At 66.5% G+C, this 23,399-nt stretch carries 18 protein-coding genes; 8 read left to right on the top strand and 10 right to left on the bottom strand.

Annotation, left to right across the window (positions count from 1 at the left end; translation table 11 throughout):
* Nucleotides 1–95 precede the first annotated feature (95 nt).
* The 3 genes from BW38_RS12440 to BW38_RS12450 all read right to left on the bottom strand — a co-directional run bounded on the left by BW38_RS12440 (nucleotide 96) and on the right by BW38_RS12450 (nucleotide 3,261).
* Nucleotides 96–1,169 (bottom strand): SRPBCC family protein, encoded by a 1,074-nt coding sequence (locus BW38_RS12440; RefSeq protein WP_032975952.1) that lies wholly within the window; start codon nucleotides 1,167–1,169, stop codon nucleotides 96–98.
* 245 nt (nucleotides 1,170–1,414) lie between these two features.
* Nucleotides 1,415–2,056: a response regulator transcription factor gene (locus BW38_RS12445; protein WP_025873873.1), complete on the bottom strand. Its 642-nt coding sequence runs from the start codon at nucleotides 2,054–2,056 to the stop codon at nucleotides 1,415–1,417.
* A complete protein-coding gene (locus BW38_RS12450) occupies nucleotides 2,056–3,261 on the bottom strand; it encodes a sensor histidine kinase (RefSeq protein WP_025873874.1) in 1,206 nt (401 codons plus the stop codon). The genes BW38_RS12445 and BW38_RS12450 overlap by 1 nt, the downstream gene beginning before the upstream one ends.
* Before the next feature lie 150 nt (nucleotides 3,262–3,411).
* On the opposite strand from BW38_RS12450, the gene BW38_RS12455 reads away from it, so the two are divergent.
* From BW38_RS12455 to BW38_RS12475, 5 genes are read left to right on the top strand one after another with little or no spacing between them, the layout of a single operon-like run.
* Nucleotides 3,412–4,008, top strand: coding sequence for a GNAT family N-acetyltransferase (locus tag BW38_RS12455; protein ID WP_025873875.1), 597 nt, complete (start codon nucleotides 3,412–3,414; stop codon nucleotides 4,006–4,008).
* Nucleotides 3,954–4,814, top strand: coding sequence for a septum site-determining protein MinC (gene minC / locus BW38_RS12460; RefSeq protein ID WP_051562325.1), 861 nt, complete (start codon nucleotides 3,954–3,956; stop codon nucleotides 4,812–4,814). The genes BW38_RS12455 and minC overlap by 55 nt, the downstream gene beginning before the upstream one ends.
* 36 nt (nucleotides 4,815–4,850) lie before the next feature.
* Nucleotides 4,851–5,660: a septum site-determining protein MinD gene (gene minD, locus BW38_RS12465; RefSeq protein WP_025873877.1), complete on the top strand. Its 810-nt coding sequence runs from the start codon at nucleotides 4,851–4,853 to the stop codon at nucleotides 5,658–5,660.
* Between the two features lie 2 nt (nucleotides 5,661–5,662).
* Nucleotides 5,663–5,923, top strand: a complete 261-nt coding sequence (gene minE / locus BW38_RS12470; RefSeq protein WP_005408532.1) for a cell division topological specificity factor MinE — start codon at nucleotides 5,663–5,665, stop codon at nucleotides 5,921–5,923.
* Between the two features lie 47 nt (nucleotides 5,924–5,970).
* The gene (locus BW38_RS12475; RefSeq protein WP_032975950.1) at nucleotides 5,971–6,450 is read left to right on the top strand and encodes a hypothetical protein; all 480 of its coding nucleotides are present in this window, start codon (nucleotides 5,971–5,973) and stop codon (nucleotides 6,448–6,450) included.
* 88 nt (nucleotides 6,451–6,538) lie between these two features.
* Here the strand turns inward: BW38_RS12475 and BW38_RS12480 are convergent, their stop codons facing one another.
* The 3 genes from BW38_RS12480 to BW38_RS12490 form a co-directional block, all read right to left on the bottom strand.
* Nucleotides 6,539–7,777: a DUF819 family protein gene (locus BW38_RS12480; protein WP_032975949.1), complete on the bottom strand. Its 1,239-nt coding sequence runs from the start codon at nucleotides 7,775–7,777 to the stop codon at nucleotides 6,539–6,541.
* Nucleotides 7,778–7,906: 129 nt separating this feature from the next.
* The gene (locus BW38_RS12485) at nucleotides 7,907–9,985 is read right to left on the bottom strand and encodes a S9 family peptidase (protein WP_032975948.1); all 2,079 of its coding nucleotides are present in this window, start codon (nucleotides 9,983–9,985) and stop codon (nucleotides 7,907–7,909) included.
* Between the two features lie 218 nt (nucleotides 9,986–10,203).
* Nucleotides 10,204–12,168 carry an oligopeptide transporter, OPT family gene (locus BW38_RS12490; protein ID WP_025873881.1) on the bottom strand — a complete coding sequence of 655 codons (1,965 nt, stop codon included), beginning with the start codon at nucleotides 12,166–12,168 and terminating at the stop codon, nucleotides 10,204–10,206.
* Nucleotides 12,169–12,368: 200 nt separating this feature from the next.
* On the opposite strand from BW38_RS12490, the gene BW38_RS12495 reads away from it, so the two are divergent.
* The gene (locus BW38_RS12495; RefSeq protein WP_032975947.1) at nucleotides 12,369–13,517 is read left to right on the top strand and encodes a heparan-alpha-glucosaminide N-acetyltransferase domain-containing protein; all 1,149 of its coding nucleotides are present in this window, start codon (nucleotides 12,369–12,371) and stop codon (nucleotides 13,515–13,517) included.
* 96 nt (nucleotides 13,518–13,613) lie between these two features.
* A complete protein-coding gene (locus BW38_RS12500) occupies nucleotides 13,614–15,368 on the top strand; it encodes an oligopeptide:H+ symporter (protein WP_032975946.1) in 1,755 nt (584 codons plus the stop codon).
* Between the two features lie 55 nt (nucleotides 15,369–15,423).
* On the opposite strand, the gene BW38_RS12505 is transcribed toward BW38_RS12500, so the two are convergent.
* The 4 genes from BW38_RS12505 to BW38_RS12520 form a co-directional block, all read right to left on the bottom strand.
* Complete coding sequence (locus BW38_RS12505; protein ID WP_032975945.1) at nucleotides 15,424–17,409, bottom strand: S9 family peptidase; 1,986 nt, start codon at nucleotides 17,407–17,409, stop codon at nucleotides 15,424–15,426.
* A gap of 67 nt (nucleotides 17,410–17,476) precedes the next feature.
* A complete protein-coding gene (locus tag BW38_RS12510) occupies nucleotides 17,477–19,462 on the bottom strand; it encodes a S9 family peptidase (protein ID WP_032975944.1) in 1,986 nt (661 codons plus the stop codon).
* A 95-nt stretch (nucleotides 19,463–19,557) separates the two neighbouring features.
* Nucleotides 19,558–21,546: a S9 family peptidase gene (locus tag BW38_RS12515; RefSeq protein ID WP_032975943.1), complete on the bottom strand. Its 1,989-nt coding sequence runs from the start codon at nucleotides 21,544–21,546 to the stop codon at nucleotides 19,558–19,560.
* Nucleotides 21,547–21,709: 163 nt separating this feature from the next.
* Nucleotides 21,710–22,345 (bottom strand): LysE family transporter, encoded by a 636-nt coding sequence (locus tag BW38_RS12520; protein ID WP_032975942.1) that lies wholly within the window; start codon nucleotides 22,343–22,345, stop codon nucleotides 21,710–21,712.
* A 140-nt stretch (nucleotides 22,346–22,485) separates the two neighbouring features.
* Here BW38_RS12520 and BW38_RS12525 point away from each other — a divergent pair, with 140 nt between their 5' ends.
* Nucleotides 22,486–23,391, top strand: coding sequence for a LysR family transcriptional regulator ArgP (locus tag BW38_RS12525; protein ID WP_032975940.1), 906 nt, complete (start codon nucleotides 22,486–22,488; stop codon nucleotides 23,389–23,391).
* Nucleotides 23,392–23,399: the final 8 nt, after the last annotated feature.

Below are 23,399 nucleotides of genomic sequence, written 5' to 3'. Positions count from 1 at the left end.
TTGCGCAATGCCCGACACCGGGCTCGGGATGAAAAAAAACGCGCCGCAGGAAGCGGCGCGTTTTCGTGTCCAGCACTACATGAGTCAGCCGAGGCTTACTTGACGGCCCAGTAGATGTCGTACGTCGCTTCCGGGGTGAACGACTTGTCCACGCCGTCCTTCCAGGTTTCGTACGGACGGTCGATGACTTCGTTACCCGAGGTCACGGCCCAGGCGCGCAGGGCGCTGCGGGCAACGTCCAGGCCTGCCATGTGACCGGTGTAGGCCGCATGCGCCGAACGGTGCGGAGCAACGCGGACGTACTTGACCGGAGCGCCACCGTCGATCTTGACGGTCAGCTGTTCGGCCGGCACGCCTTCGGCACCCTTCTTCTTCACCGGCTGGGCGATGTCGAAGGCGTACTTCTCAGCACCGAAATCGGTGGTGATGATACGCAGCGGACCGGCGGCTTCCAGGCCATTGGCCTCGATCACGCGCTTGATCCACTCCTGGTTGTCCTTGATGGACTTGGTGATGGAATCCTGGCCACGGTCGACATTACCGGCGGTGACGACCAGCAGGTCTTCGGCCGGGACATCGACGATGCCCAGATCGGTCAGCGGGGCTTCGGAGGTGCGGTAGTCGACATTCGGCACGGTGGCCAGCATGTTCGCCAGGCGCGACAGACCCATCTTGATGTCATCGCCGATCTGGCGGCTGACATACAGGCCTGCGTAGCGACCGAACAGGTCAAAGCCATACTTCACCGAGTAGTCCTGGGTGATCTTGACGTTGCGACCGCCCTTGCCGGTCGGCTCCAGGGTGAAGGTGCTGACCTTGTCGTGACCCTTGGAGGCGTCGTCGATGGCGATAACAACACGCTTGTTCTCTTCGGCTTCGGTCACCTTCCAGGAACCGGTGCCCAGGTCCTTGGAGGTGTAGTCGAGAGTGGCACCGACGCCGGAGGCCGGGCCGGACAGCTTCAGTTCAACGGCGGGATCGCGCAGTACCAGCGGGTTCCAGTCCTTGAAGCGGCGCAGACTGCTGACCGTGTCGTACACGATCGTCATCTTGCGGTTGGTCTCGATGCTTTCGGTGATGTGACGCTCGCCCGGCAGACAGACGCCAATGATGACGAACAGGCCAGCCACGATCCCCAAGGCGATCAGGAACTCGATAATACGGGTCATTCAGAGAGTCTCCGGGGCCGATCCCACGGCCGGGTTGATTGAAGCGAAGCGCCAATCCTAGCAGGCTTCGCGGGCATTGGTTATCGGGATTGGCGCACCGGTTTCCGTGCCGGCTGCGCATTTGTATGCACAAAGAATTCGAAGGGTAACGCATCCGCGTACCCGGCATGTAGGGGGCAAGTGGGGGGCAACCCTGAATCCGGGCCCAGACTGCGTGCCAAGTCTTTGTCGCTAAAGGATTTTCCTCACACCAACTGGAGTTCAAACGCTTTCAGGACTGCACGCGTACGGTCACGTACGCCCAGTTTGGAAAGGATGTTGGACACATGGTTCTTGATCGTGCCCTCGGCGACCCCCAGCGAATTGGCGATCTCCTTGTTGGAGAAACCGCTGGCCATCAGCCGCAGGATCTCGGTCTCACGGTCGGTCAGCGGGTCGGGCCGGTCCAGGCTGACGAAGTCGTTGCGCATGTGCTCCAGCCCGGACAGCAGCCGCTGGGTCACCGCCGGCTGCACCAGTGAACCGCCATCGGCCACCGTGCGGATCGCCCCGACCAGCTGCGCCAGGGTCACATCCTTGAGCAGGTAGCCCTTGGCACCGGCCTTGAGCCCGGCCAGCACCAGCTGGTCATCGTCGAAGGTGGTCAGGATGATGGTCGGCGGCAGCTGTTCCTGCCGTGACAGCACCTGCAGCGCCTCCAGCCCGGACATCACCGGCATGCGCATGTCCATCAGGACCACGTCCGGGCGAATCTGCGGGATCAGCTCGACCGCCTGGCGGCCATCGGCGGCCTCGGCCACCACTTCGATGCCGTCGTCGAGCGCCAGCAGCGAGCGGATCCCCTGCCGCACCAGGGTTTGGTCGTCGACCAGGCAGACGCGAATCATCAACGCACTCCTTCAGGAACCTGGGTAAGGGCCGCCAGCACCGTTGCCGGTACCGTCGCCCGCAGCCGGAAGCCTTCGCCGGGGCGGGTTTCCACCTGCAGCTGGCCTCCACATTGTTGCAGGCGTTCGCGCATGCCGCGCAAACCATTGCCCACATTGACCGTTTCCGCCCCGACGCCGTCGTCGCGGGCTTCCACCACGACCTGGTCCGGGACCTCACGGTACACCCGCAGCCACAGGTGGCGGGCGCCGGCATGGCGCACGGTGTTGGTGATGATCTCCTGGGTGCAGCGCAGCAGTACGTGGGCCCGCTGCGGGTCTTCCACGTTCAGCGGCTCCTCGATCTCCAGCTGGATGTCCAGCGACGGCACGTGCTCGGTCAGCGGACGCAGCGCAGCGGCCAGGTCGATGGCGCCGGTCTCGCGCAGCTGGCTGACCACCTCGCGCACATTGCCCAGCAGCAGCTTGGCCAGGGCATGCGAGCGCTTCACGTGCTCCAGCGCCTGCCCTTCGGCCAGGTGGCCGGCCACTTCCAGATTCAGGGTCAACGCGGTCAGCTGGTGGCCCAGCAGATCATGCAGTTCGCGCGAAATGCGGGTGCGCTCGTTCACCCGCGCGCTTTCGGCCAGCAGCGCACGCGTGGCGCGCAGCTCTGCATTCAGCCGGCGCTGCTCCTCGCGCGCTTCGGCCTGGCGGCGGGCCACCAGCGCGATCACGAACACGAAGCTGGAAAAACCCATGTAGCCGACGGCCTGCAGCACGGCGATGACCGGTGGGAAGCCCAGCGGCTGGATGTAGACCGGCAGCACGGCCAGGTTGCTGGCCACCAGCCACACCACGCCGATGCGCGGGCCCAGCAGCCAGGGCAGCAGGCCGGCCACCACCATCAGCAGGATGCTGCCCAGTGCGGTGCCGGAGAAATAGCTCACGCCGATCGCGCAGGCCGTCAGCAGGATCAGCGCGGCATGGTCGAAGAAGCCGGGCCGGCTTTCGCCCAGCGAGCGCGTCAGCACCCAGTACACGAAGCCGAAGGCCAGGTAGGCCGAGGCCCAGGGAATGATCCGGAAGCCGGCCTCGCCGTCCAGGCTTTCCAGTGTCAGCGACACCGGATCGATCAGGTAGATCGCAAGCCAAAGGCCGACGGTGCCCCAGGTGAACAACCCGGAGTAGCGCAGCATCGCATTGTGGTTGAGTCGGGCCAGCATGGCCCATCGTAGCCTGTGCGCGTCAGGGCCCAAGGGCATAAAGTCATGTTCGGTGCGGTCCCCTGTTCATGCCGCAGCCCACCCCGGGCATGCAATAATCATGCGCAGGGTCCGTACATGGGACCAACCGCGTTACCCCACGGAGTCACAATGTCGATTGTCATCCGCGACGTGCGCGAGCACGAGCTCGATTCCGTCCTGGCTTTGAACAACAATGCTGGCCTGGCCATCCTTCCCCTGGATGCCGAGCGCCTGCGCCTGTTCTATGCAACCGCTGAATATTTCCGCGTCGCCGAGCGCGACGGCAACCTGGCCGGCTTCCTGATCGGCTTCGGCAGCGACAGCCAGCACGACAGCAGCAATTTCGCCTGGTTCAAGCAGCACCTGGACACCCCCTTCTTCTATATCGACCGCATCGTGGTCGCCAGCCGCCGTCGCGGTGGTGGCGTCGGCCGTGCGTTCTACGCCGATGCGCAGAGCTTCGCCGAGCTGCGCTACCCGCAGATGACCTGTGAAGTGTTCCTGGACCACGGCGCCGATGCCGCCCTGCTGTTCCACGGCAGCTTCGGCTTCCGCGAGCTGGGCCAGAACACCATGCCGCAGGTGGACGTGCGCGCCAGCATGCTGGCCAAGGAACTGTGCAGCTTCCCGTGGGTGAATGAAACCTATGGCGGCAAGCTGCCTGATGTTGCATGGGCGCGCGACCGGCAGCTGCCGGCGCAGGCACAGCGGTCGACGGGGACCTGAGCGTGGCAGTGAATTTCGATTACGAACAGGCCGGTGAACTGAAGATCGGCCAGGTGGGCATCGCCAACCTGCGCATCCGCACCCTTGATGTTGAACGCCTCGTGCAGGAAATGCAGGAACGGGTAAGCCGTGCACCGAAGCTGTTCGGCCGTGCAGCGGTGATTCTGGACTTCGGCGGCCTCAGCCAGGTGCCCGACGTGGCAACGGCGCAGGCGCTGGTCGATGGCCTGCGCGGTGCCGGCGTACTGCCGGTGGCATTGGCCTATGGCACCAGTGCGGTCGACCTGCTCTCGCAGCAGCTCGGCCTGCCGCTGCTGGCCAAGTTCCGCGCCCAGTACGAGCGCGCCGAGGCAGAACCTGCCCCGCCGCCGGCAGCCGCACCGGAACCGCGCCGTGCCGCGCGCGCCGAAGCGAAGGCCGCGCCGGCTCCGGCTCCGGCCACGCCGATGGGCAAGGCTGCCGATGCCGCCGCGCCACAGCCGGGCCGCATGCAGCTGGGCAACGTGCGTTCGGGGCAGCAGCTGTATGCGGAAAACTGCGACCTGACCGTGATGGCCACCGTCGGCGCCGGCGCCGAGGTCATCGCCGATGGCAGCATCCATATCTACGGAACCCTGCGCGGCCGTGCGCTGGCAGGGGCCCAGGGCAACACCGCGGCACGCATTTTCTGCCGTGATTTCCATGCGGAACTGGTCGCCATTGCAGGCCACTACAAGGTACTGGACGATGTACCGGAAACCCTGCGCGGCAAAGCCGTGCAGGTGTGGCTGGAACAGGACCAGATCAAGATCGCTGCGCTGGACTGATGCAGCACCTCAAACAGAATCATCAGGAGAAGTCCTTTGGCTGAAATCATCGTAGTCACCTCCGGCAAGGGCGGCGTCGGCAAGACCACTTCCAGCGCAAGCCTGGCCTGCGGCCTGGCAAGGCGTGGCAAGAAGGTGGCGGTGATCGACTTCGACGTCGGCCTGCGCAACCTCGACCTGATCATGGGCTGCGAACGCCGCGTGGTGTACGACTTCGTGAATGTCGTGCACGGCGAAGCCACCCTCAAGCAGGCCCTGATCAAGGACAAGCGCTTCGACAACCTGTTCGTGCTGGCTGCCTCGCAGACGCGCGACAAGGATGCACTGACCCAGGAAGGCGTGGGCAAGGTCCTGAAGGACCTGGCCGCCGACGGCTTCGACTACATCATCTGCGACTCCCCGGCCGGCATCGAGAAGGGCGCCTTCCTGGCGATGTACTTCGCCGACCGCGCCGTGGTGGTGGTGAACCCGGAAGTGTCCTCGGTACGCGACTCGGACCGCATCATCGGCCTGCTCGATTCGAAGACCCACAAGGCCGAATCCGGCCAGGACGTGCCGGCCTTCCTGCTGCTGACCCGCTACACCCCGGTGCGCGTGGAAAGCGGCGAGATGCTCAGCATCGCCGACGTCGAGGAGGTCCTTGGCCTGAAGGCGATCGGCGTGATCCCCGAATCGGGCGACGTGCTCAATGCCTCCAACAAGGGCGAGCCGGTCATCCTGGATGGCGAATCCGCTGCCGGCCAGGCCTATGACGACGCCGTCGCACGCATCCTCGGCGAAGAACGCCCGATGCGCTTCACCAACGTCGAGAAGAAGGGCTTCTTCAGCAAGCTGTTCGGAGGGTAAGCATGGGCCTGTTTGATTTCCTCAAAGCGAAGAAGACCACCGCCGAAACCGCCAAGAACCGCCTGCAGATCATCATCGCGCAGGAGCGCAGCCACCGCGGCGGTCCCGACTACCTGCCGCTGCTGCAGCGCGAGCTGCTGGAAGTGATCAAGAAGTACGTCAACATCGACGTCGATGCAGTGAAGGTGGACCTGGTCAAGGATGGCCAGCACGACGTGCTGGACATCTCCGTGGCGCTGCCTGAAGGCCCGGACAAACCCTGACCCCCCTGCCCCGCCCGTGCCTGCATGGGCGGGGCTGCCTGACCCGCATGACTGATACCACGCCCGAACCGAACGTTACCCGCGTCGGCGACATCGCCTTCGCCGATGCCCAGCGCCTGCTCGCTGCACATGAGCTGCGCCTGCACCACGTTGCGGCCGGCGAACCGATCCCGGGCAGTTACTGGGGCGAGCCCGAGGCGGGCATCATCGCCAGCGACGTCTACGTGCGCGATGACACGCCAGTGCATTCGATGCTGCACGAAGCCTGCCACCTGATCGTGCTGCCACCGGAGCGGCGCGCGCAGGTGCATACCGACGCCACCGATTCGGTGCCCGAAGAAGACGCCACCTGCTACCTGCAGATCGTGCTGGCCGGGCACCTGCCCGGTGTCGGCAGTGAGCGGCTGATGGCCGACATGGATGCGTGGGGGTATACGTATCGATTGGGGTCGACGAAGGCGTGGTTTGAACAGGACGCCGAAGACGCAAAGGCTTGGCTGATCGAACGCGGCTTGCCGGTGGCTTAACGCATCGGTAGCGCCGGGCCATGCCCGGCGGCATGCACATCCGCCGCCGCGATGGGGTTCGCCGGGCATGGCCCGGCGCTACCGTGGGTCACGTGGCCAGCGCGCGCAGGGTGATGCCGACCACATACGCCAGATAGGTGCCGGTGGCATAGCCCATCGTGCCCAGCAGCACGCCTACCGGCGCCAACGCCGGATGGAACGCAGCGGCCACCACCGGTGCCGAGGCCGGGCCGCCGATGTTCGACTGCGAACCGATGGCGAAGTAGAAGAACGGCACCTTCAACAGCTTGCCCAGACACCACAGCAGCGCGATGTGCACGCTGATCCAGATGATGCCGAGCAGGAACAGCCACGGGCGATCCAGCAACGCCAGCAGATCCATCTGCATGCCGATGCAGGCGATCAGGAAGTACAGCAGCAGCGAGCCCAGGCGCGAGGCGCCCGCGCCTTCCAGCGTACGTGCACGGGTGAAGCTGAGGCCCAGGCCGAGCGTAGTCGACAGCACCACCACCCACACGAACGGCGCATCCAGGCTGAACTGCGATGCCCAGCTGACGTGGACCTTGAACCAGGCCGCCAGCGGCGCGCCGATGGCGTGAGCCAGGCCGACGCCACCGAAGGCCACGGCCACGATCAGCATCAGATCGGTCAGGCTGGGAATGCGCTCATGCTCGGCCTGGAAGCGTGCGATGCGCTCCTTCAGCTCGTCGATGGCGGAGGTATCGGCACCGCTGCGCGCATCGATCTTCGCCGCGCGCCCAGCCATGAAGATCAACGCCGCCATCCACACGTAGCCGACACCCACATCGACCACGGCGAACTGGCCGAACGTGGTCGCGTTGACATCGAACACTTCGCGCATGGCCAGCATGTTGGCACCGCCGCCGATCCAGCTGCCGGCCAGCGCCGCCATGCCGGCCCAGGTATCGCCGGCGACGGTGTCCGGATGGATGGCACGCATGACCAGGAACGCGACCACCGCACCCAGCATGATGCTGGCCGAGGCGCCCAGGTACATCAGCACCAGCTTGGGCCCCAGCCGCAGGATGCCCTTGATGTCGACCGCCAAAGTCAGCAGGATCAGCGCCGCCGGCAGCAGGATGTCACGCGCGACCGGGTTGTACAGCTTGGTGTTCTGCCCGTCGATCAGGCCGAACGTGTTGTAGATGCCCGGCAGCAGATAGCACAGCAGCAGCGCCGGCACGAAGGTGTAGAAGCGCTTCCACAGGCCCTGCTCGCGCGAAGCGGTCCAGAACACGGCGCCAAGGGTGGCGGCGATCAGGCCGAAGACGACGATGTCGTTCTGGATCAGGGCAGTCGAGGGCATGCAGGCATCCTGGTAGTGCCGGCCGCTGGCCGGCAACCCCATGTAGGTAGGTCGCAACGTGCAGTTGCCGGCCAGCGGCCGGCACTACCGGAAAGCCGCGCGCCGCCACAAGGGCGGCGCCGGTATCGCTTACTCGCCGATGTGCTGCTTCAGCCAGGCGTTGACGGTGTCATGCCACAGGATGCTGTTGTTCGGCTTCAGCACCCAGTGGTTCTCGTCCGGGAAGTACAGGAACTTCGACTCGATGCCCTGGCGCTGGGCCGCGGTGAAGGCAGCCAGGCCCTGCTCGACCGGAATGCGGAAGTCCTGCTGGCCATGGATCACCAGGATCGGCTTCTTCCAGTCAGCCACGTGGTTGACCGGGTTGAACTTCTCGTAGTTCGCCGCCTTCTGGTACGGGGTGCCGCCCTGCTCCCACTCGGTGAACCACAGTTCTTCGGTGGCATAGCCCATCATGCGCTGGTCGAACACACCGTCATGGTTGACCAGGCACTTGAACGGGCTGTTCCAGTTGCCGGCGATCCAGTTGACCATGAAGCCGCCGTAGCTGGCACCCAGTGCGCAGGCCTTGTCACCGTTGAGGAAGTCGTACTTCTTCAGCGCCGCGCTCCAGCCCTTCTGCAGGTCTTCCAGCGGACGGTCACCCCAGTGCTGGCTGATCGCATCGGTGAAGGCCTGGCCGTAACCGGTGGAGCCGTGGAAATCGATCATCACCACAGCGTAGCCCTGGCCTGCGTACGTCTGCGGGTTCCAGCGGTAGCTCCAGCCATTACCGAAGCTGCCCTGCGGGCCGCCATGGATAAGGAACGCAACCGGGTAGGACTTGCCTTCCTGGTAGTTGTGCGGCTTGACCACATAGCCGTGCACGGTGTCGTTGTTCCAGCCCTTGAACTCGAACTGCTCGTAGTCGCCGAAGCTCACATCCTTGAGCACTTCGCCAGCGGCCGGGGTCAGCGCGCGCAGCGCGCCGATCGGCTCGCCAGCGGCCGGCAGCAGGCCGACCAGCACCTGGTCATTGCTCTTCAGGCTGTTGCGGGTAATGGCCACGCTGTTGCCGGCCACGTCGACGGCGGTGACGCTGCCATCGCCGATCAGCTTGGTGGCCTTGCCGCTGGCCACGTCGATCTGGAACAGCGGGTGTTCGCCGAGGTCGTCGGCGGTGGTGTAGATGCTGGCGCCGTCGGCGGACAGAGTGATGCCGCCGGCCGAACGGTCCCACTGCGGCGCGATCTCGCGCGTCTTGCCGCTGGCCAGGTCCATCGCCATCAGGCCGAAGCGGTCCGCCTCGAAGCCCGGGCGCTTCATCGCGCGGTAGAACAGGGTCTTGCCGTCAGCGCTGAACACCGGGCCGGCATCCCAGGCCGGGTTGGACGCGGTCAGGTTGACCGGCGCCTGCTTGCCGGCGGCATCGAAGCGGTACAGGTCGAAGTTGGTCGACCACGGCTCCTGCTTGCCGGCCACGCGGATGCTGGCGACCACGCTGCTGCCATCCGGCGACCAGGCGAAATCGTCATTGCCACCGAACGGCTTGGACGGAGCGTCGCCGTCGATGGTCGCGCTCAGCGCCGAAGCGCCCTTGACCGCACCGGCCTTGGCTGACGGCAACGGGGCGACGAACAGGGTGTTGCGGCGGCCGTCGTTCCAGGTATCCCAGTGGCGCACGAACAGCGAATCGAAGACCTTGCCGCTGGCCTTGGCGCCTTCCACGTCCTTCAGCTTCTTTTCGGTGCAGGCCAGGTCCGAGGCACAGGCCTGGAACACGCCGGCGCTGAACAGCACGCGGTCGTCCTGCGGCGACACGTGGTAGCTGTCCACGTCCACCGGGAAGTCGGTCAGCTGGCGCGGGGCGCCGCCACTGATCGGCTGTGCGTACAGCTGTTGGCTGCCGTTCTTGGCGCTGAGGAAGTACACGGTCTGGCCATCGGCCGACAGCGATGCAGAGTTGACGTTCCAGCCAGCCGGCGTGATCTGCTTCGGCGGTGCCGCGTCGCGGGTGCGCAGGTTGCGCGCGAACAGTGCGGTGCTGGCCTTGAGGTTGGCATCGGTGCTGCGCTTGGCGAACACCACGGTGCCGCCGTCGGCGGTCAATACCGGCGCGGAGACGCGGTCCATGGCCACCATGTCGCGGACTTCCAGGCCACGGGCAGCGGCGACGCTGGGCAGGGCAGCCAGCAGGCTCAGTGGCAGCAGGGCATGACGCAGTTTCATCGGGGTCTCCGCAGGACGGCAAAAAACCGATGGTAGGCCTGCGCGGCCGGGCCTGCCAAGGCCATCGGTCATGGCCGTGGCTGAGCTGCCGCCAGAAAAAGCAAACCGCGCCGTAGCGCGGTTTACTTGGGACACCGGTAGTGCCGGCCGCTGGCCGGCACCCATGGGGCGTTACGGGTTCCAGGGTTGCCGGCCAGCGGCCGGCACTCCCCCATCCCTTACGCCACGGCGCGCTTGCCGGTGCGGTAGATCAGCCAGCCGACCAGGAACAGCACGGCCAGGCCGATCCACTGCGCGGCCGGCAGGTGGAACGGCACGGCCAGCACGTCGGCACGGCTGCTGACCACGATCGGCACGGCGATGGCGATACCCATCAGCGCCTCACCGGTGATCAGGCCGGCAGCGAACAGCACGCCCGGTTTGTGCACGCGGTCGCGGCCCTCTTCGTCATCGGCGCGCACCTTGTGGAAGCGTTCGACCAGATAGGAGATCAGGCCACCGAGGAAGATCGGCACCATCAGTTCCAGCGGCAGGTAGATGCCGATCGCCGCGGCCAGCACCGGCACGCGGAAACGCGAGTTGCGCGACTTCAGCCAGCTGTCGAACGCGATGATGGCGGCACCGACCACGGCACCGATGCCGATGAAGGTCCACGGCAGCTCGCCACCGAACAGGCCCTTGGCCACCGACGCCATCAGGTTGGCCTGCGGTGCGGCCAGCGCATTCGGGTGCAGCTCGGACTTGACGCCGATGCCGTAGGCGGTGGCCAGCAGGTTCAGCACCGGGGCCATGATCAGCGCGCACGAGAACGCGCCGATGCCCAGCATCAGCTGCTGCTTCCACGGGGTGGCGCCGACGATGTAGCCGGCCTTGAGGTCCTGCAGGTTGTCGCCACCGACGGCGGCGGCACAGCACACCACCGCGCCGATCATGATCGCGGCCACCGCACCCAGCGGCGCACCGAAGGCACCGACCGGCTGCAGGCCATCCTTGCCCAGCAGCAGCACCAGCACCGCCGAAGCGAACAGGATGGTGGAGATGGTGATGCCCGAGACCGGGTTGTTGGACGAACCGATCAGGCCGGCCAGGTAGGCCGACACCGAAACGAACAGGAAGCCGGCGACGATCATGATGAGGGTCATCGGGATCGACACATGCCACTGGCCGACGATGGCCTGGTACAGCGCCAGCAGCGGCAGGGTGAACACCACCAAGGCCACCAGCATCCACTTCATCGGCAGGTCGCGCTCGGTGTGCGCCAGCACCGGGCCACCGCTCTTGCGCGCGGCCGCAAAGCCACTCTTGACGCCGTTGAGCAGCGACTTGCGCAGCGAGATCAGGGTCCAGATGCCGCCGATCAGCATCGCGCCGACACCGAGGTAGCGCATCTTCGCACCCCAGATGGCGAACGCCGCTTCGGTGGACGAGGCGGTGGCGATCGAGGCGGCCAGCGCCGGATCGGTGTTCATGAAGAACGCCTGGTAGATCGGGATGGCGATGTGCCAGGTCAGGATCGAGCCGGACACCACCACGATGCCGACGTTGAGGCCGACGATGTAGCCCACGCCCAGCAGTGCGGGCGACAGGTTGGTGCCGATGAAGGCGGTGACCTTGGAGCTGCCGACATAGGCCGAGGTGGCCCAGGCGTCTGGGATCAGGCGCATGCCGCTTTCCGCGGCCAGCTTCACGAACGCACCGATCACCGCCGACAGGCCGAGGATCTTCAGGCCCGGGCCGGGGTTCTCACCGGCCTTGAGCACTTCGGCCGCAGCCTTGCCTTCCGGGAACGGAAGCGGATCTTCGACGATCATCGAACGGCGCAGCGGCACCGAGAACAGCACGCCCAGCAGGCCACCGAGACCGGCGATGCCCAGCACCCACCAGTACTTGAAGTCCGGCCAGTAGCCCATGATCACCAGCGCGGGGATGGTGAAGATCACACCGGCGGCGATCGACGAACCGGCCGAAGCGCCGGTCTGCACGATGTTGTTCTCAAGTATCGAACCGCCCCCCAGCAGGCGCAGCACGCCCATGGAAATGACCGCGGCGGGAATCGCGGTGGCGATGGTCAGGCCTGCGAACAGACCGAGGTAGGCGTTTGCGGCCGACAGCACCACCGCCAGCACGATGGCCAGGACCACCGCGCGGAAAGTGAGCTGCTTGGGCGCAGCGTCATGGTTCATGAAAGCCCCTGCTGGCAAAAAATCCCTGTCACGCTAGCGTTCAGGGGGCAGCAAGTCCAGCGTGCCAAAGGATGGGGGTTGCAGCTGGAACAGGCACGGGCCCGCAGCGGCACCGCGAGCCAGCCGATGCGGCAAAGCCCGAGTGGGCACTCCGCAAACGCTATGTTATAACTTTCGGTTGACCTGTACCCACCCACCGCATGTCCTCCTTCCCCTCCTCCCGGCTGGCCTCCATCGACCAGTTGCGCGGCACCGTGATGCTGCTGATGCTGCTCGACCACGTGCGCGAGACGTTCTTCCTGCAGCATCAGGTCAGCGATCCGATGGACGCGGCGACGGTGTCCCCTGCCCTGTTCGCGTGCCGCCTGCTGGCCCACCTGTGCGCGCCGGTGTTCGTGCTGCTGACCGGCCTGTCGGCCGGGCTGTACGGCCAGCGCCATGCCGATCCGCGCCGTGCCATTGCGGCTTTCCTGCTCAAGCGCGGCCTGTTCCTGGTGGTGCTGGAACTGACTCTGGTCAACGTCGCCTGGACCTTCCAGTGGCCGCCGGAGACGGTGTACCTGCAGGTGATCTGGGCGATCGGCCTGAGCATGATCGCGCTGGCCGGCCTGCTGTGGCTGCCGCGGCCGCTGCTGGCCGTTCTGGCGGTGACGCTGGTGGTCGGCCACAACCTGCTGGACGGCGTACGGGTGCAGGGCGACGGCGCCCTGGCGGTGCTGTGGAAGGTGCTGCACCAGCGCGACTGGATCGAGGCTGGGCCGTTGAGCCTGCGTACCTCCTATCCCGTGCTGCCGTGGATCGGGGTGATCGCGCTGGGCTACCTGATGGCGCCGTGGTTCGCTGCCGGCAGCGACCCGCAGCAGCGCCGGCAGCGGCTGCTGTGGTCCGGGCTGGGCGCGCTGGCCGCCTTCGCCCTGCTGCGCTTCGCCAACGGCTATGGCGACACGCCGTGGCAGTACCAGCAGACCACGCTGCGCACGTGGATGAGCGTGTTCAACATCACCAAGTACCCGCCCTCGCTGCAGTTCCTGCTGCTGACCCTGGGCGTGGGCCTGCTGCTGTTGCGGCTGTACGAGTGGCCGCCGCTGGCGCGTGCGCTGCAGCCGCTGGCCGATATCGGCGCAGCGCCGATGTTCTTCTATCTGCTGCACCTGTACGTGCTGAAGCTGCTGTACCTGGCGGCCCTGAAGACCTGGGGCCCGACCCACGGTTGCCTGTATGCACTGGACTCGGTGGCCGGCCTGCTGCTGGTGGCCTGTGCATTGGCGGTGGTGCTGTACCCGCCGACGCGGGCGTTCGCGCGGTTCAAGGCGCGCCGACGCGACCTGGCCTGGCTGCGGTACCTGTGAACGGTAGCGCCGGGCCATGCCCGGCGTTGCGCAGGACCGCCGGGCATGGCCCGGTGCTGCCCGGCGCGGCCTGCAGCGCACGCCTATAATTCCGCGATGAATTCCACTGCTATCGTTTCCGACGACTTCCTGGGCCATCCCAAGGGCGTCTACGTCTGCTTCTTCACCGAAATGTGGGAGCGCTTCTCCTTCTACGGCATGAAGGCGCTGCTGCTGCTGTACCTCACCAAGTACCACCTGTTCGGCGACAAGGCCGGGCTGGACCTGCTCGGCGCCTACGGCGGGCTGGTGTACTGCATCCCGGTGTTCGGCGGCATGTTGGCCGACCGCTGGCTGGGCATGCGCCGGGCGGTGCTGTTCGGCGGCATCCTGCTGGTGCTCGGCCACCTCGGCATGGCCTTCGAGGGCCACGCCGCATACCGGGTCAATGGCGAAGTAGTGCGCGACACCTCGGCATTGGCCGTGACCTACCTGTCGCTGGCGCTGATCATCATGGGCGTCGGCTTCCTCAAGCCGAACATCTCCACCATCGTCGGCAAGCTCTATCCGCAGGACGATCCGCGCCGCGATTCGGGCTTCTCGCTGTTCTATGCCGGCATCAACCTGGGCGCCCTGTTCTCTTCGCTGGTGTGCGGTTTCCTGGGCGAGGTTTACGGTTGGAAGTACGGCTTCGGTGCGGCCGGCATCGGCATGCTGGCCGGCCTGGCGATGTTCCTGTGGGGCCAGAAATACCTGCAGGGCCACGCCGAGCCGCCGCAACCGGCGACCTTGAAGCAGAAGGTGCTGGGCCTGCCGCGCGAATGGCTGATCTACCTGTGCGCGGTGATCGGCGTGCTGCCGGTGGCCTGGCTGATGTGGGCGGCCGGCAACGGTGCCTTCGCGCTTGGCGGTGAAATCAGCCTGGCACTGATGCTGATGCTGGTGGTGTTGGGCGGCGTGCTGGTCTGGTTCGCGTGGTTCACCGGCACCCAGTGCACGCCGGTGCAGCGCCAGCAGATGGTCGCGCTGATGGTGCTGATCTTCATGGCGCTGGTGTTCTTCACGATGTACGAGCAGTCGTATGGTTCGTGGGTGACCTTCACCGACCGCCTGCTGACCAAGGACATCGTGCCGGCGCTGGTGATCCGCGAAGGCTCACCGCTGCCGTGGTCGATCCTCTCGCTGCTGCTGGCACCGCTGGGCTTCGTGGTCAGCGCGCGCCTGTCCGAGCGTCGCCCCGGCTCGTCCGCGCCGCGCACGTTCTTCATCGCCATCGTCGCGTTGATGCTGGTGCTGCTGGTGCGCGACTGCCTGGTGATCCCGCAGACCGCCGGTTCGCTGACCTACCTCGGAGGCCTGTTCCTGGTGCTGCTGGCGCCGGCCTTCGCCGCGTTGTGGACCTGGATGGACCGTCGCGGCTGGGAACCGGGCAAGCCGGTGAAGTCGGCCTGGGGCCTGGTGATCGGTGCGCTCTCGTTCGTACCGCTGGCGCTGGCCGCGCAGCACGTTGGTGCCACCGGCGAGATGGCCAGCGTGTGGTGGCTGGTGCTGGCCTACTTCCTGCTGGCCAGCGGCGAGATGTGCCTGTCGCCGGTCGGCCTGTCGGCGGTCACCCAGCTGGCGGTGCCACGGGTGATGAGCCTGATGATGGGCACCTGGTTCCTGGCGACGGCCTTCTCCGAAACGCTGGCCGCGCTGTTCGGCAAGCTGGCGGCGATCGACGTGCCTGAAGGCGAAACGCTGGACATGGCCGCTGCGGCCGGTGCCTATGCGCACCTGTTCTGGCTGCTGATGTGGATCGGCCTGGGCTGCGCGTTGCTGGCCTTCATCGCTGCGCCGCTGTTGAAGCGGATGATGCATGGGGTGAAGTAACGCCCGGCGGTAGGATGCCGCGGCGGCCACCACGTCGGTCGCCGCCGCGCGTGTTTCAGGGCGCCTTGCCCTTGTCGGAAGACGTCGCGGCGGCAGCCGTGCCACCGCCCAGGCTGCGTGACAGGAAGGCAAGCAATCGGCTGTAGTAGTCGCGCTGGTTGGCCTCGGCGTACAGGCCATGGCCCTCGCGCGGGTAATACAGCGCTTCCACGGGCACGCCGGCCTGTTTCAATGCCGCTTCCATGCGTTCGGTGTGCTGCACCGGGGCACGCAGATCTTCGCGACCAGCGGCCAGCAGCACGGGCACCTTGATGCTCGCCGCAAGATTCACCGGCGACACCGCCGCCAGCGTGGCCGGATCACCCAGCCACTCCTGCAGATAGGTCACGCCGGAGGCGCGATCCTGGATGTCGCCGCGTTTGAACATCAACGGCAGGTCGTACACCCCCACATAGCCTGCCGCGCAGCGGTACAGCCCCGGCTCGCGCACAGCGCCCATCATGGCCGAGTACGCACCGTAGCTGGCACCGTAGATGCAGATGCGTGCGCTGTCGGCGATGCCTTGGCTGATCGCCCAGCGGGTGGCGTCGGTCACATCGTCCTGCATCGCGCGGCCCCATTGCCGGGCAGCGGCCTGGGTATGTGCACGGCCGTAGTTGCCCGAGCCGCGGAAGTTGACCTGCAGCACCGCGTAGCCGGCGTCGGCCAGCAACTGGTTCTCGCGCTCGAAACCACCGTCATCGAACACGCCGATCGGGCCACCATGCGGGACCACCACCATCGGCAGGTTGTGGCCATCACTGCCCCTGGGCAGGGTCAGGAAGCCATGCAGCGGCAGGCCGTCCCGTGCAGCCAGGGTGACCGGGCGAACGCTGGCACCGCCGTCACGATCAAACCAGCGATGGCGGCTGGTGAGGAACGCGGCGTTGCGGGTGGCGGTGGTGTACAGGAAATAGTCGCCGGGATTGGTCGCAGAGCTCACCTTCACCAGCAGGCGCGCGTTGTCGCGGGTGCCGGTGAGCAGGCTCACGACCTGCCCGGGAAACGCCTTTTCAAGCCTGCGCTGGGTGCTGGCGGTCGGCGACTGCTCATCGAAGAAGGCGGTGCGCGTGACGGCGCTGACGAACTGGATACCCACCGGCACGCGCGTGCCGGGCTGGTAGACCACGCGAGTGGGGTCGACGGTGTCGTCCTGCAGCAGCGTACGTCGTTCGCCGCTGACCGGGTCCCAGCTGACCACCGTATCGGGGCCACGGGCCTGCTCCACCACCAGGTAGGCCAGCCGGTTATCGGCGGAGAAGCCGATCGGGCGTTCGATGCGATGGCTGCTGCCTTCGTCGTTGACCAGGGTCCACTGATCGCGGTCCTGGCGATAGTAGAGCTTGTTGACGTTGTCGGCGGCGGCACCGTGGGCGAAGCGCAGTTCACCTTGATTGTCGGTGGTGAACGTTGCGCGCTGCACCGGCGAGCGCGAGACCAGGACGCGGCGCCCGGTGATGACATCCATCCGTTCCAACCGCGTATTGGTGTCGTTGGCAAATGGCCACAGCGAGATCAACACGTTGCGCTCGTCGGCAGCCAGCGGATCGGCCAGGAATGCAGCGACCTGCTCGGCCACCCGTCCGGTCACGAAGCCGGGCTCGTCCGGGCGCGCACGGTAACCGACCAGCAGATCACCGCGCTTGCCATTGGCATCGATGGCATACAGTTCGCCGGTCGGCCGTGGCTGGTCCAGTGGCCCCCATTTCTCGGCCAGGCCGATGAGCAGGCGGGTGTCACTCACCCAGTCGACCTCGGCTGCATGATTGTTGCGTGGCGGCCGGAAATTGCCGACCAGTTCCATCGTGTCGGTACGCAGCACCGCCACGGCAGTTGCGCCGTCCAGTGGCAAGGTCATGGCCAGGTACTCGCCGGTGGGCGAGAGCTGGATGTCATTGAACTCCGCGCGGCGTACGTAGCCGTCCAGCGAAACCTCCGCAGCCTCCGCCCCACCCACGCCGCAGATGGCCATCAATGCGGCCAGCACCGTTGCATGTTTCATGACGTTCTCCTTGAAGCCGGGCATCCCCCTGCCCGGCACCGGGTCCGCGGCGCGCGGCTCGCCTGCCTTACGGCGCCTTGTCGGCGCTTGCGCTCGCGCTGGTGCTGGCGGTGCTGCCGCCCAGGCTGCGTGACAGGAAGGCCAGCAGCCTGCTGTAGTACTCGCGCTGGTGCTCAGGCCGGTGGAAACCGTGCCCTTCGGTGCGGTAGTACAGGCTCTCCACCGGTGAGCCGGCCGCCTTCAGCGCTGCCTCCATGCGCTCGGTGTGCTTGATCGGCGCACGCGTGTCTTCGCCGCCAGCGGCCAGGAACACCGGCACTTTCAGCTGCGCGGCCAGGTTCACCGGCGAACGGGCTCCTAGGGTCTTCGGATCGCCTACCCATTCGCGCTGCCAGGCCATGGCCGAATCGCTCAACTGTGCCTCACCACTGAACATCAGCGGCAGGTCGTACACACCGACGTAGCCGGCCGCGCACTGGTACAGTCCGGGTTCGCGGATCGGCCCCATCATCGCGGCATACGCACCGTAGCTGGCCCCATAGATGCAGATGCGGTTGCTGTCGGCGATGCCCTCTGCGATGGCCCAGCGGGTGGCGTCGGTCACATCGTCCTGCATGGCCGCGCCCCACTGCTTCGCACCCGCCTGGGTGAACGCGCGGCCATAGTTGGCCGAACCACGGAAGTTGACCTGCAACACGGCATACCCTGCTGCTGCCAGCATCTGCGGCTCGTTGCTGTAGCTGCCCTCATCGAATACGCCGATGGGGCCACCGTGCGGCAGCACGACCAACGGCAGATTGCGCCCTTCGCTGCCCGGCGGCAGGGTCAGGAAGCCGTGCAGCGTCAGTCCGTCGCGCGCCTTGAGCGAGAACGGACGCACGGTGGCGGCCAGTTTCGGGTCGATCCATTCGCTGCGGCTGAGCAGATGCTCGGCGGCCTTCGCGCGGGTGTCGAACAGGTAGAAATCCCCGGGATTGCTGCCCGACCACGTCTGCACCACCACCTTGCCGCCATCACGGGTACTGGAGGTGATGAACACCGGGCCGCCGAACGCCGCTTCAAGGCTGCGGTACTGACGGGCATCGGCGCCCTTCTCATCGAAGAACCGCGTACGCGGTGCATCGCCGGCAAACAGCGCGCCCACCGGCACGCGGGTGCCCGGGCGGAAGATGATCGCGTAAGGATCGACCACGCCATCGCGCAGCACCTCGCGCCGTTGGCCGGTCTGAGGGTTCCAGCTGACGATGGCATCGGGCCCGGTGGGCTGCTCGACCTGCAGATAGGCCAGCGCGCCATCTTCGGAGAAGCCGATTGCGGTTTCTATCCGGTGGCTCAGCGACTCGTCATTGACCAGCGACCACTGCGCATTGGTCCCGGCGCGGTAGTAGAGCTTGTTGACGTTGTCCGACGCTGCGCCGTGGGCGAAGCGCACTTCACCCTGATGATCGGTAGTGAAATCGGCACGCTGCACGGGTGAACCGGAAACGCGCACGCGACGCCCACTGACCACGTCAAGCCGCTCGACCCGGGCGTAGGGGTCCTCGGCGAAGGGCCATACCGCGATCAGCACATTGCGGTCGTCGCCCGCCAGTTCGTCGGTGAGGAAGGCCGCGACGTCCTCCACCTTCTTCGGCTGGATGCGCGTGCCCAACCCGCGCCCCTGCACGCGGTAGCCGACCAGCAGTTCCCCGCCCTTGCCATCGACGTTGACCCCGTACAGTTCACCGGTGGGCTGCGGCGTATCGAGTACTCCGAGCTTCTCGGCCAGGCCGACCAGCAGGCGCTCGTTGCTCACCCATTCAAAGGTGTTGGCGTGGTTCTTGTCCTGCGGGCGGAACACGCCGGCAGGCTTGCGGTCGGACGTGCGCAGGATGACCAGCGCGGTGGAATCGTCCAGCGGTACCGTGCCGGCAACGTAGTCGCCGCCGGGCGAGAGCTTGACGTTCGAAAACGACTCCGGTTTCAGGTACTTCTCCAGGTCCACCCCGCCGGTACCCGCCGACGTCCCGCCCACCACCGCGCACAACAGCGCGGCAAGTACAGTCCTTCGCATCCTTCCCCCTCCCTGCCCGGACACCCGGTCCAGATTCGCCGATTCTAGGCAGGCCCGCGATGGCTCCGCCAGTGGCGAGGCCGCCATCGCCGGACTCAGGGCGCCTTCTCCGCATTGCCAGCGGCCGTCACCTGCGCCGTTGCTCCGCCCAGGCTGCGCGACAGGAACGCCAGCAGGTGGCCGTAGTAGTCGCGCTGGTTGGCCAGGTTGTACAGCCCATGCCCTTCGTTCTTGTAGTACAGGGCCTGCACAGGCGTTCCGGCCTGCTTCAATGCCGCCTCCATCCGCTCGGTATGCAGCACCGGTGCGCGCTGGTCTTCGCGGCCGGCGGCCAGCAGCACCGGCACGCCAACCTGCGCGGCCAGGTTGACCGGCGAGCGTTCGACAAGATCCTTGGGCCGTCCCAGCCACTCGCGCAGGTAGATCAACCCGGATTCGTCACTCTGGATATCCCCGCGCGCATACATCAAGGGCAGGTCGTAGATGCCAACGTAACCTGCCGCACAACGGTAAAGACCCGGCTCTCGCACCGTCCCCATCAGCGCCGCATAGGCGCCGTAGCTGGCCCCATAGATGCAGATGCGTTCACGGTCGGCAATTCCCTGCTCGATGGCCCAGCGCGTGGCATCGGTCACATCATCCTGCATCGCCGCGCCCCACTGTTTGCGCGCAGCCTGCGCATGTGCGCGCCCGTAACCGGCCGAGCCACGGAAATTCACCTGCAGCACGGCATAGCCGGCGGCCGCCAGCATCTGCGTCTCGGTGGAGTACGTGCCATCGTCCAGGACCCCGATCGGACCGCCATGCGGCACCACCACCATCGGTAGCGCGCGCATCGGCACCCCCGGTGGCACGGTAAGGAACCCATGCAGGGGGCGGCCGTCGCGGGCCTGCAAGGTGATGGCGCGTACGTCGGCACTCTGCGCCGGGTCGATCCAGTCGCTGCGGCTGATCAGGTGCCGGGCGCGCTTGCCCAGCGTGTCATACAGGTAGAAATCACCCGGATTGCGGCCCGACCAGGATTCCACCAGGACAGTGCTGCCGTTGCGGGTGCTGGAGGTGATGTATACCGGAGCACCCAGCGCGGTTTCCAGGCTGCGATAAAGCCGGGCATCCTCCGAGGTCTCATCGAAGAAGCGCGTGCGTGGGGTAGTGCCCATGAACAGCGCGCCCACCGGCACCTGCGTACCGGGGCGGTGGATGATGCGTGCAGGGTCGGCGATCTCATCACGCAGAACCGTTCGCCGCTCGTTGCTCTGCGGGTCCCAGCTGACGATCACGTCGGGGCCTTCGGCCTGCTCCACCTGCAGATAGGCCAGGCGGCCGTCGGCCGAGAAGCCGATGGCCGCTTCGTTGCGCGGGTTCAAGGCCTCGTCGTGCAGCAGTATCCATTCGCTGCTGGCACCGGCGCGGTAATACAGCTTCTTTTTCTGGTCAGGTCCGACGCCGTAAGCGAAGCGCACTTCGCCCCGGGCGTCGGTAGTGAAGGCGGCCTGCGCGATCGGCGCGCGCGCGACCGCGTTGCGGCGACCGGTGCTCACGTCCATGCGTTCGATCTGGGTGGCCGCGTTGTCGGTGAACGGAGTGACCGCCACCAGCACGTTGCGATCGTCGTCCTTCAACTCATCGGTGAGGAAAGCCGCCACCATTCCCGCAGGCTTGACCTTGATGTTGGTGCCCAGTCCGGTTTCAGCGGTGCGGTAGCCGACCAGCAGTTCTCCCCCCTTGCCGTTGGCGTTGATGCCGAACAGCTCGCCGGTGGGCGCCGGTCGATCCAGCACACCCAGCTTCTGCGCCATGCCCACCAGCAGGCGTTCATTGCTTACCCAGTCGAAGGTATGGGCGTGGTTGTTGCGGGGTGGGCGGAAGGTGCCGACCATCTTCATGTCGGCGATCCGGTAGATCGCCAGCGCCGTACCCGCCTCGATCGGAACCGTGGCAGCCACGTACTCGCCACCCGGCGAAATCTTGATGTCGGCGAATGCTTCCTGCCGCAGGTAGCGGTCCAGGTCCCCCCCGCCGGTACCCGCCGACGTCCCGCCCACCACCGCGCACAGCAGCGCGGCAAGCACAATCCTGCGCATCCTTCCCCCTGAGAACGGACTCCCTGCCCGCAGTCTCGATTCTAGGCAGGCAAGCGGCCGCGCCGCCAGTGGGCAGAAAAAACGACGGCACCGTTGCCGGTGCCGTCGTTGCCACTACCTTGGAGAGAGAGTAAGGACGTGGGTTCGGGGGGCGTGCGCCGGGTCAATGGACCCCGCGCATCGCCAGAGTGAGGGCCAGGATGCTGAGGATCACCGCGATGGTGCCGTCCAGCACGCGCCAGGTGCTGGGCTTGGTGAACAGCGGCGCAAGCAGGCGCGCGCCCAGGCCCTGCGCGGTCAGCCACAGGCAGCTGGCGGTGACCACGCCGGCCGCGAAGGCCATGCGCGCATTGCCGAAGTTCTCGGCGATGGAGCCGATCACCATCATGTCCAGCCAGAAGTGCGGATTGATCAGCGAGAAGCCGACTGCCGCCATCAGCACCGCACGACGGCTGCCGTCATCGCTGTCGGCTTCGCCCATGCCACCGCCACCGGCGATCGCACGGCGTGCCGACTTCATCGCATACCAGGCCAGGAAGGCCACACCGGTCCAGAGGACGGCGGTGGTCAGCCACGGCAGCGCGGTGGTGAGCGTGCGCAGGCCGGCCACGCTGGCGAAGATGAAGATTGCATCGATGGCCGCGCAGGTGGCGACCACCGGCACGATGTGCTTGCGCAGGATGCCCTGGCGCAGGATGAAGGCGCTCTGGGCGCCGACCACGGCAAACAGGCCGATGCCGGTAGCCGCACCACTGAACCAGGCACCAAGGCCGGTGCTGGCGGAGATGACCGAGAACATGGGATTCACTACCTTGTCTTGCTTGGGGGGAGCGGTGCCTCGCGAAGGCGGACAGCACCGGAACGGGCGCCATTGTCGCGCCGCAACATAGAAAAGACGAGCTAAACTTACTAAACCAACATTAGCGGAGCTTAATCGCCATGCGCATCGACCATGCCCAGCTGCGGGCCCTGGCTGCGGTGATCCGCGAAGGCAGCTTCGACCGTGCCGCGCAGTCGCTCAACGTCACCCCCTCGGCCATCTCGCAGCGGGTCAAGGCACTGGAAGACCGCATCGGCCGCCTGCTGGTCAAGCGCGGCACGCCTGCGACCGCGACTGTCGAGGGCCAGTTGCTGGTGCAGCTGGCCGAGCAGACCGCCCTGCTGGAGCACGACGCGCTGCACCGGATGGGCCTGGCCGACGAGGACCTGCCGCAGGCCAGCATCCCCGTAGCGGTGAACCACGACAGCCTGGAGACCTGGTTCCCACAAGCCGCCCAGCAGTTCGCGCAGGGCACCGGCACCACCCTGGACCTGCGGGTGGAGGACCAGGACCACACCGTCGAACTGCTGCGCCAGGGCACCGTGCTGGGGGCCGTGACCACCCTGGACGAGCCGGTGCAGGGTTGCCAGATCCACGCGCTGGGCAGCATCCGCTACGCCGCCACCTGTACGCCGGAGTTCCGCGAGCAGCACTTCGCCAAGGGCGTGACCGCACAGGCGCTAGCGCAGGCACCGGTGCTGGTGTTCAACCGCAAGGACGACATGCAGTCACGCTTTGCCCGGCGCATGGCCGGCGCCGACCTGCCCAGCACCGCGCCGACGTGGTGGATTCCCTCCACCCGCGCCTTCGTGCAGGCCAATCTGGGCGGGCTGGGCTGGACGATGAACCCGCTGCCGCTGGTCAAGCGCCATCTGGACGCCGGGCGCCTGGTCTACGTGCGGCAGCGCGCGTGGGAAGACGTGCCGCTGTACTGGCAGCACTGGAAAGGCGACGTGCAGACGATGGCGCTGCTGACCCGGGCAGTGCTGGACGCCGCCTCGGCACTGGTGCAGCGCAGGCGCTGAAGAGGGGA

This window comes from Stenotrophomonas sp. RIT309, from assembly GCF_000632045.1.
Taxonomy (GTDB): domain Bacteria; phylum Pseudomonadota; class Gammaproteobacteria; order Xanthomonadales; family Xanthomonadaceae; genus Stenotrophomonas; species Stenotrophomonas indicatrix.
Note: the sequence above shows the minus strand (reverse complement) of the source record. Positions and strands in the feature narration are given on the sequence as shown.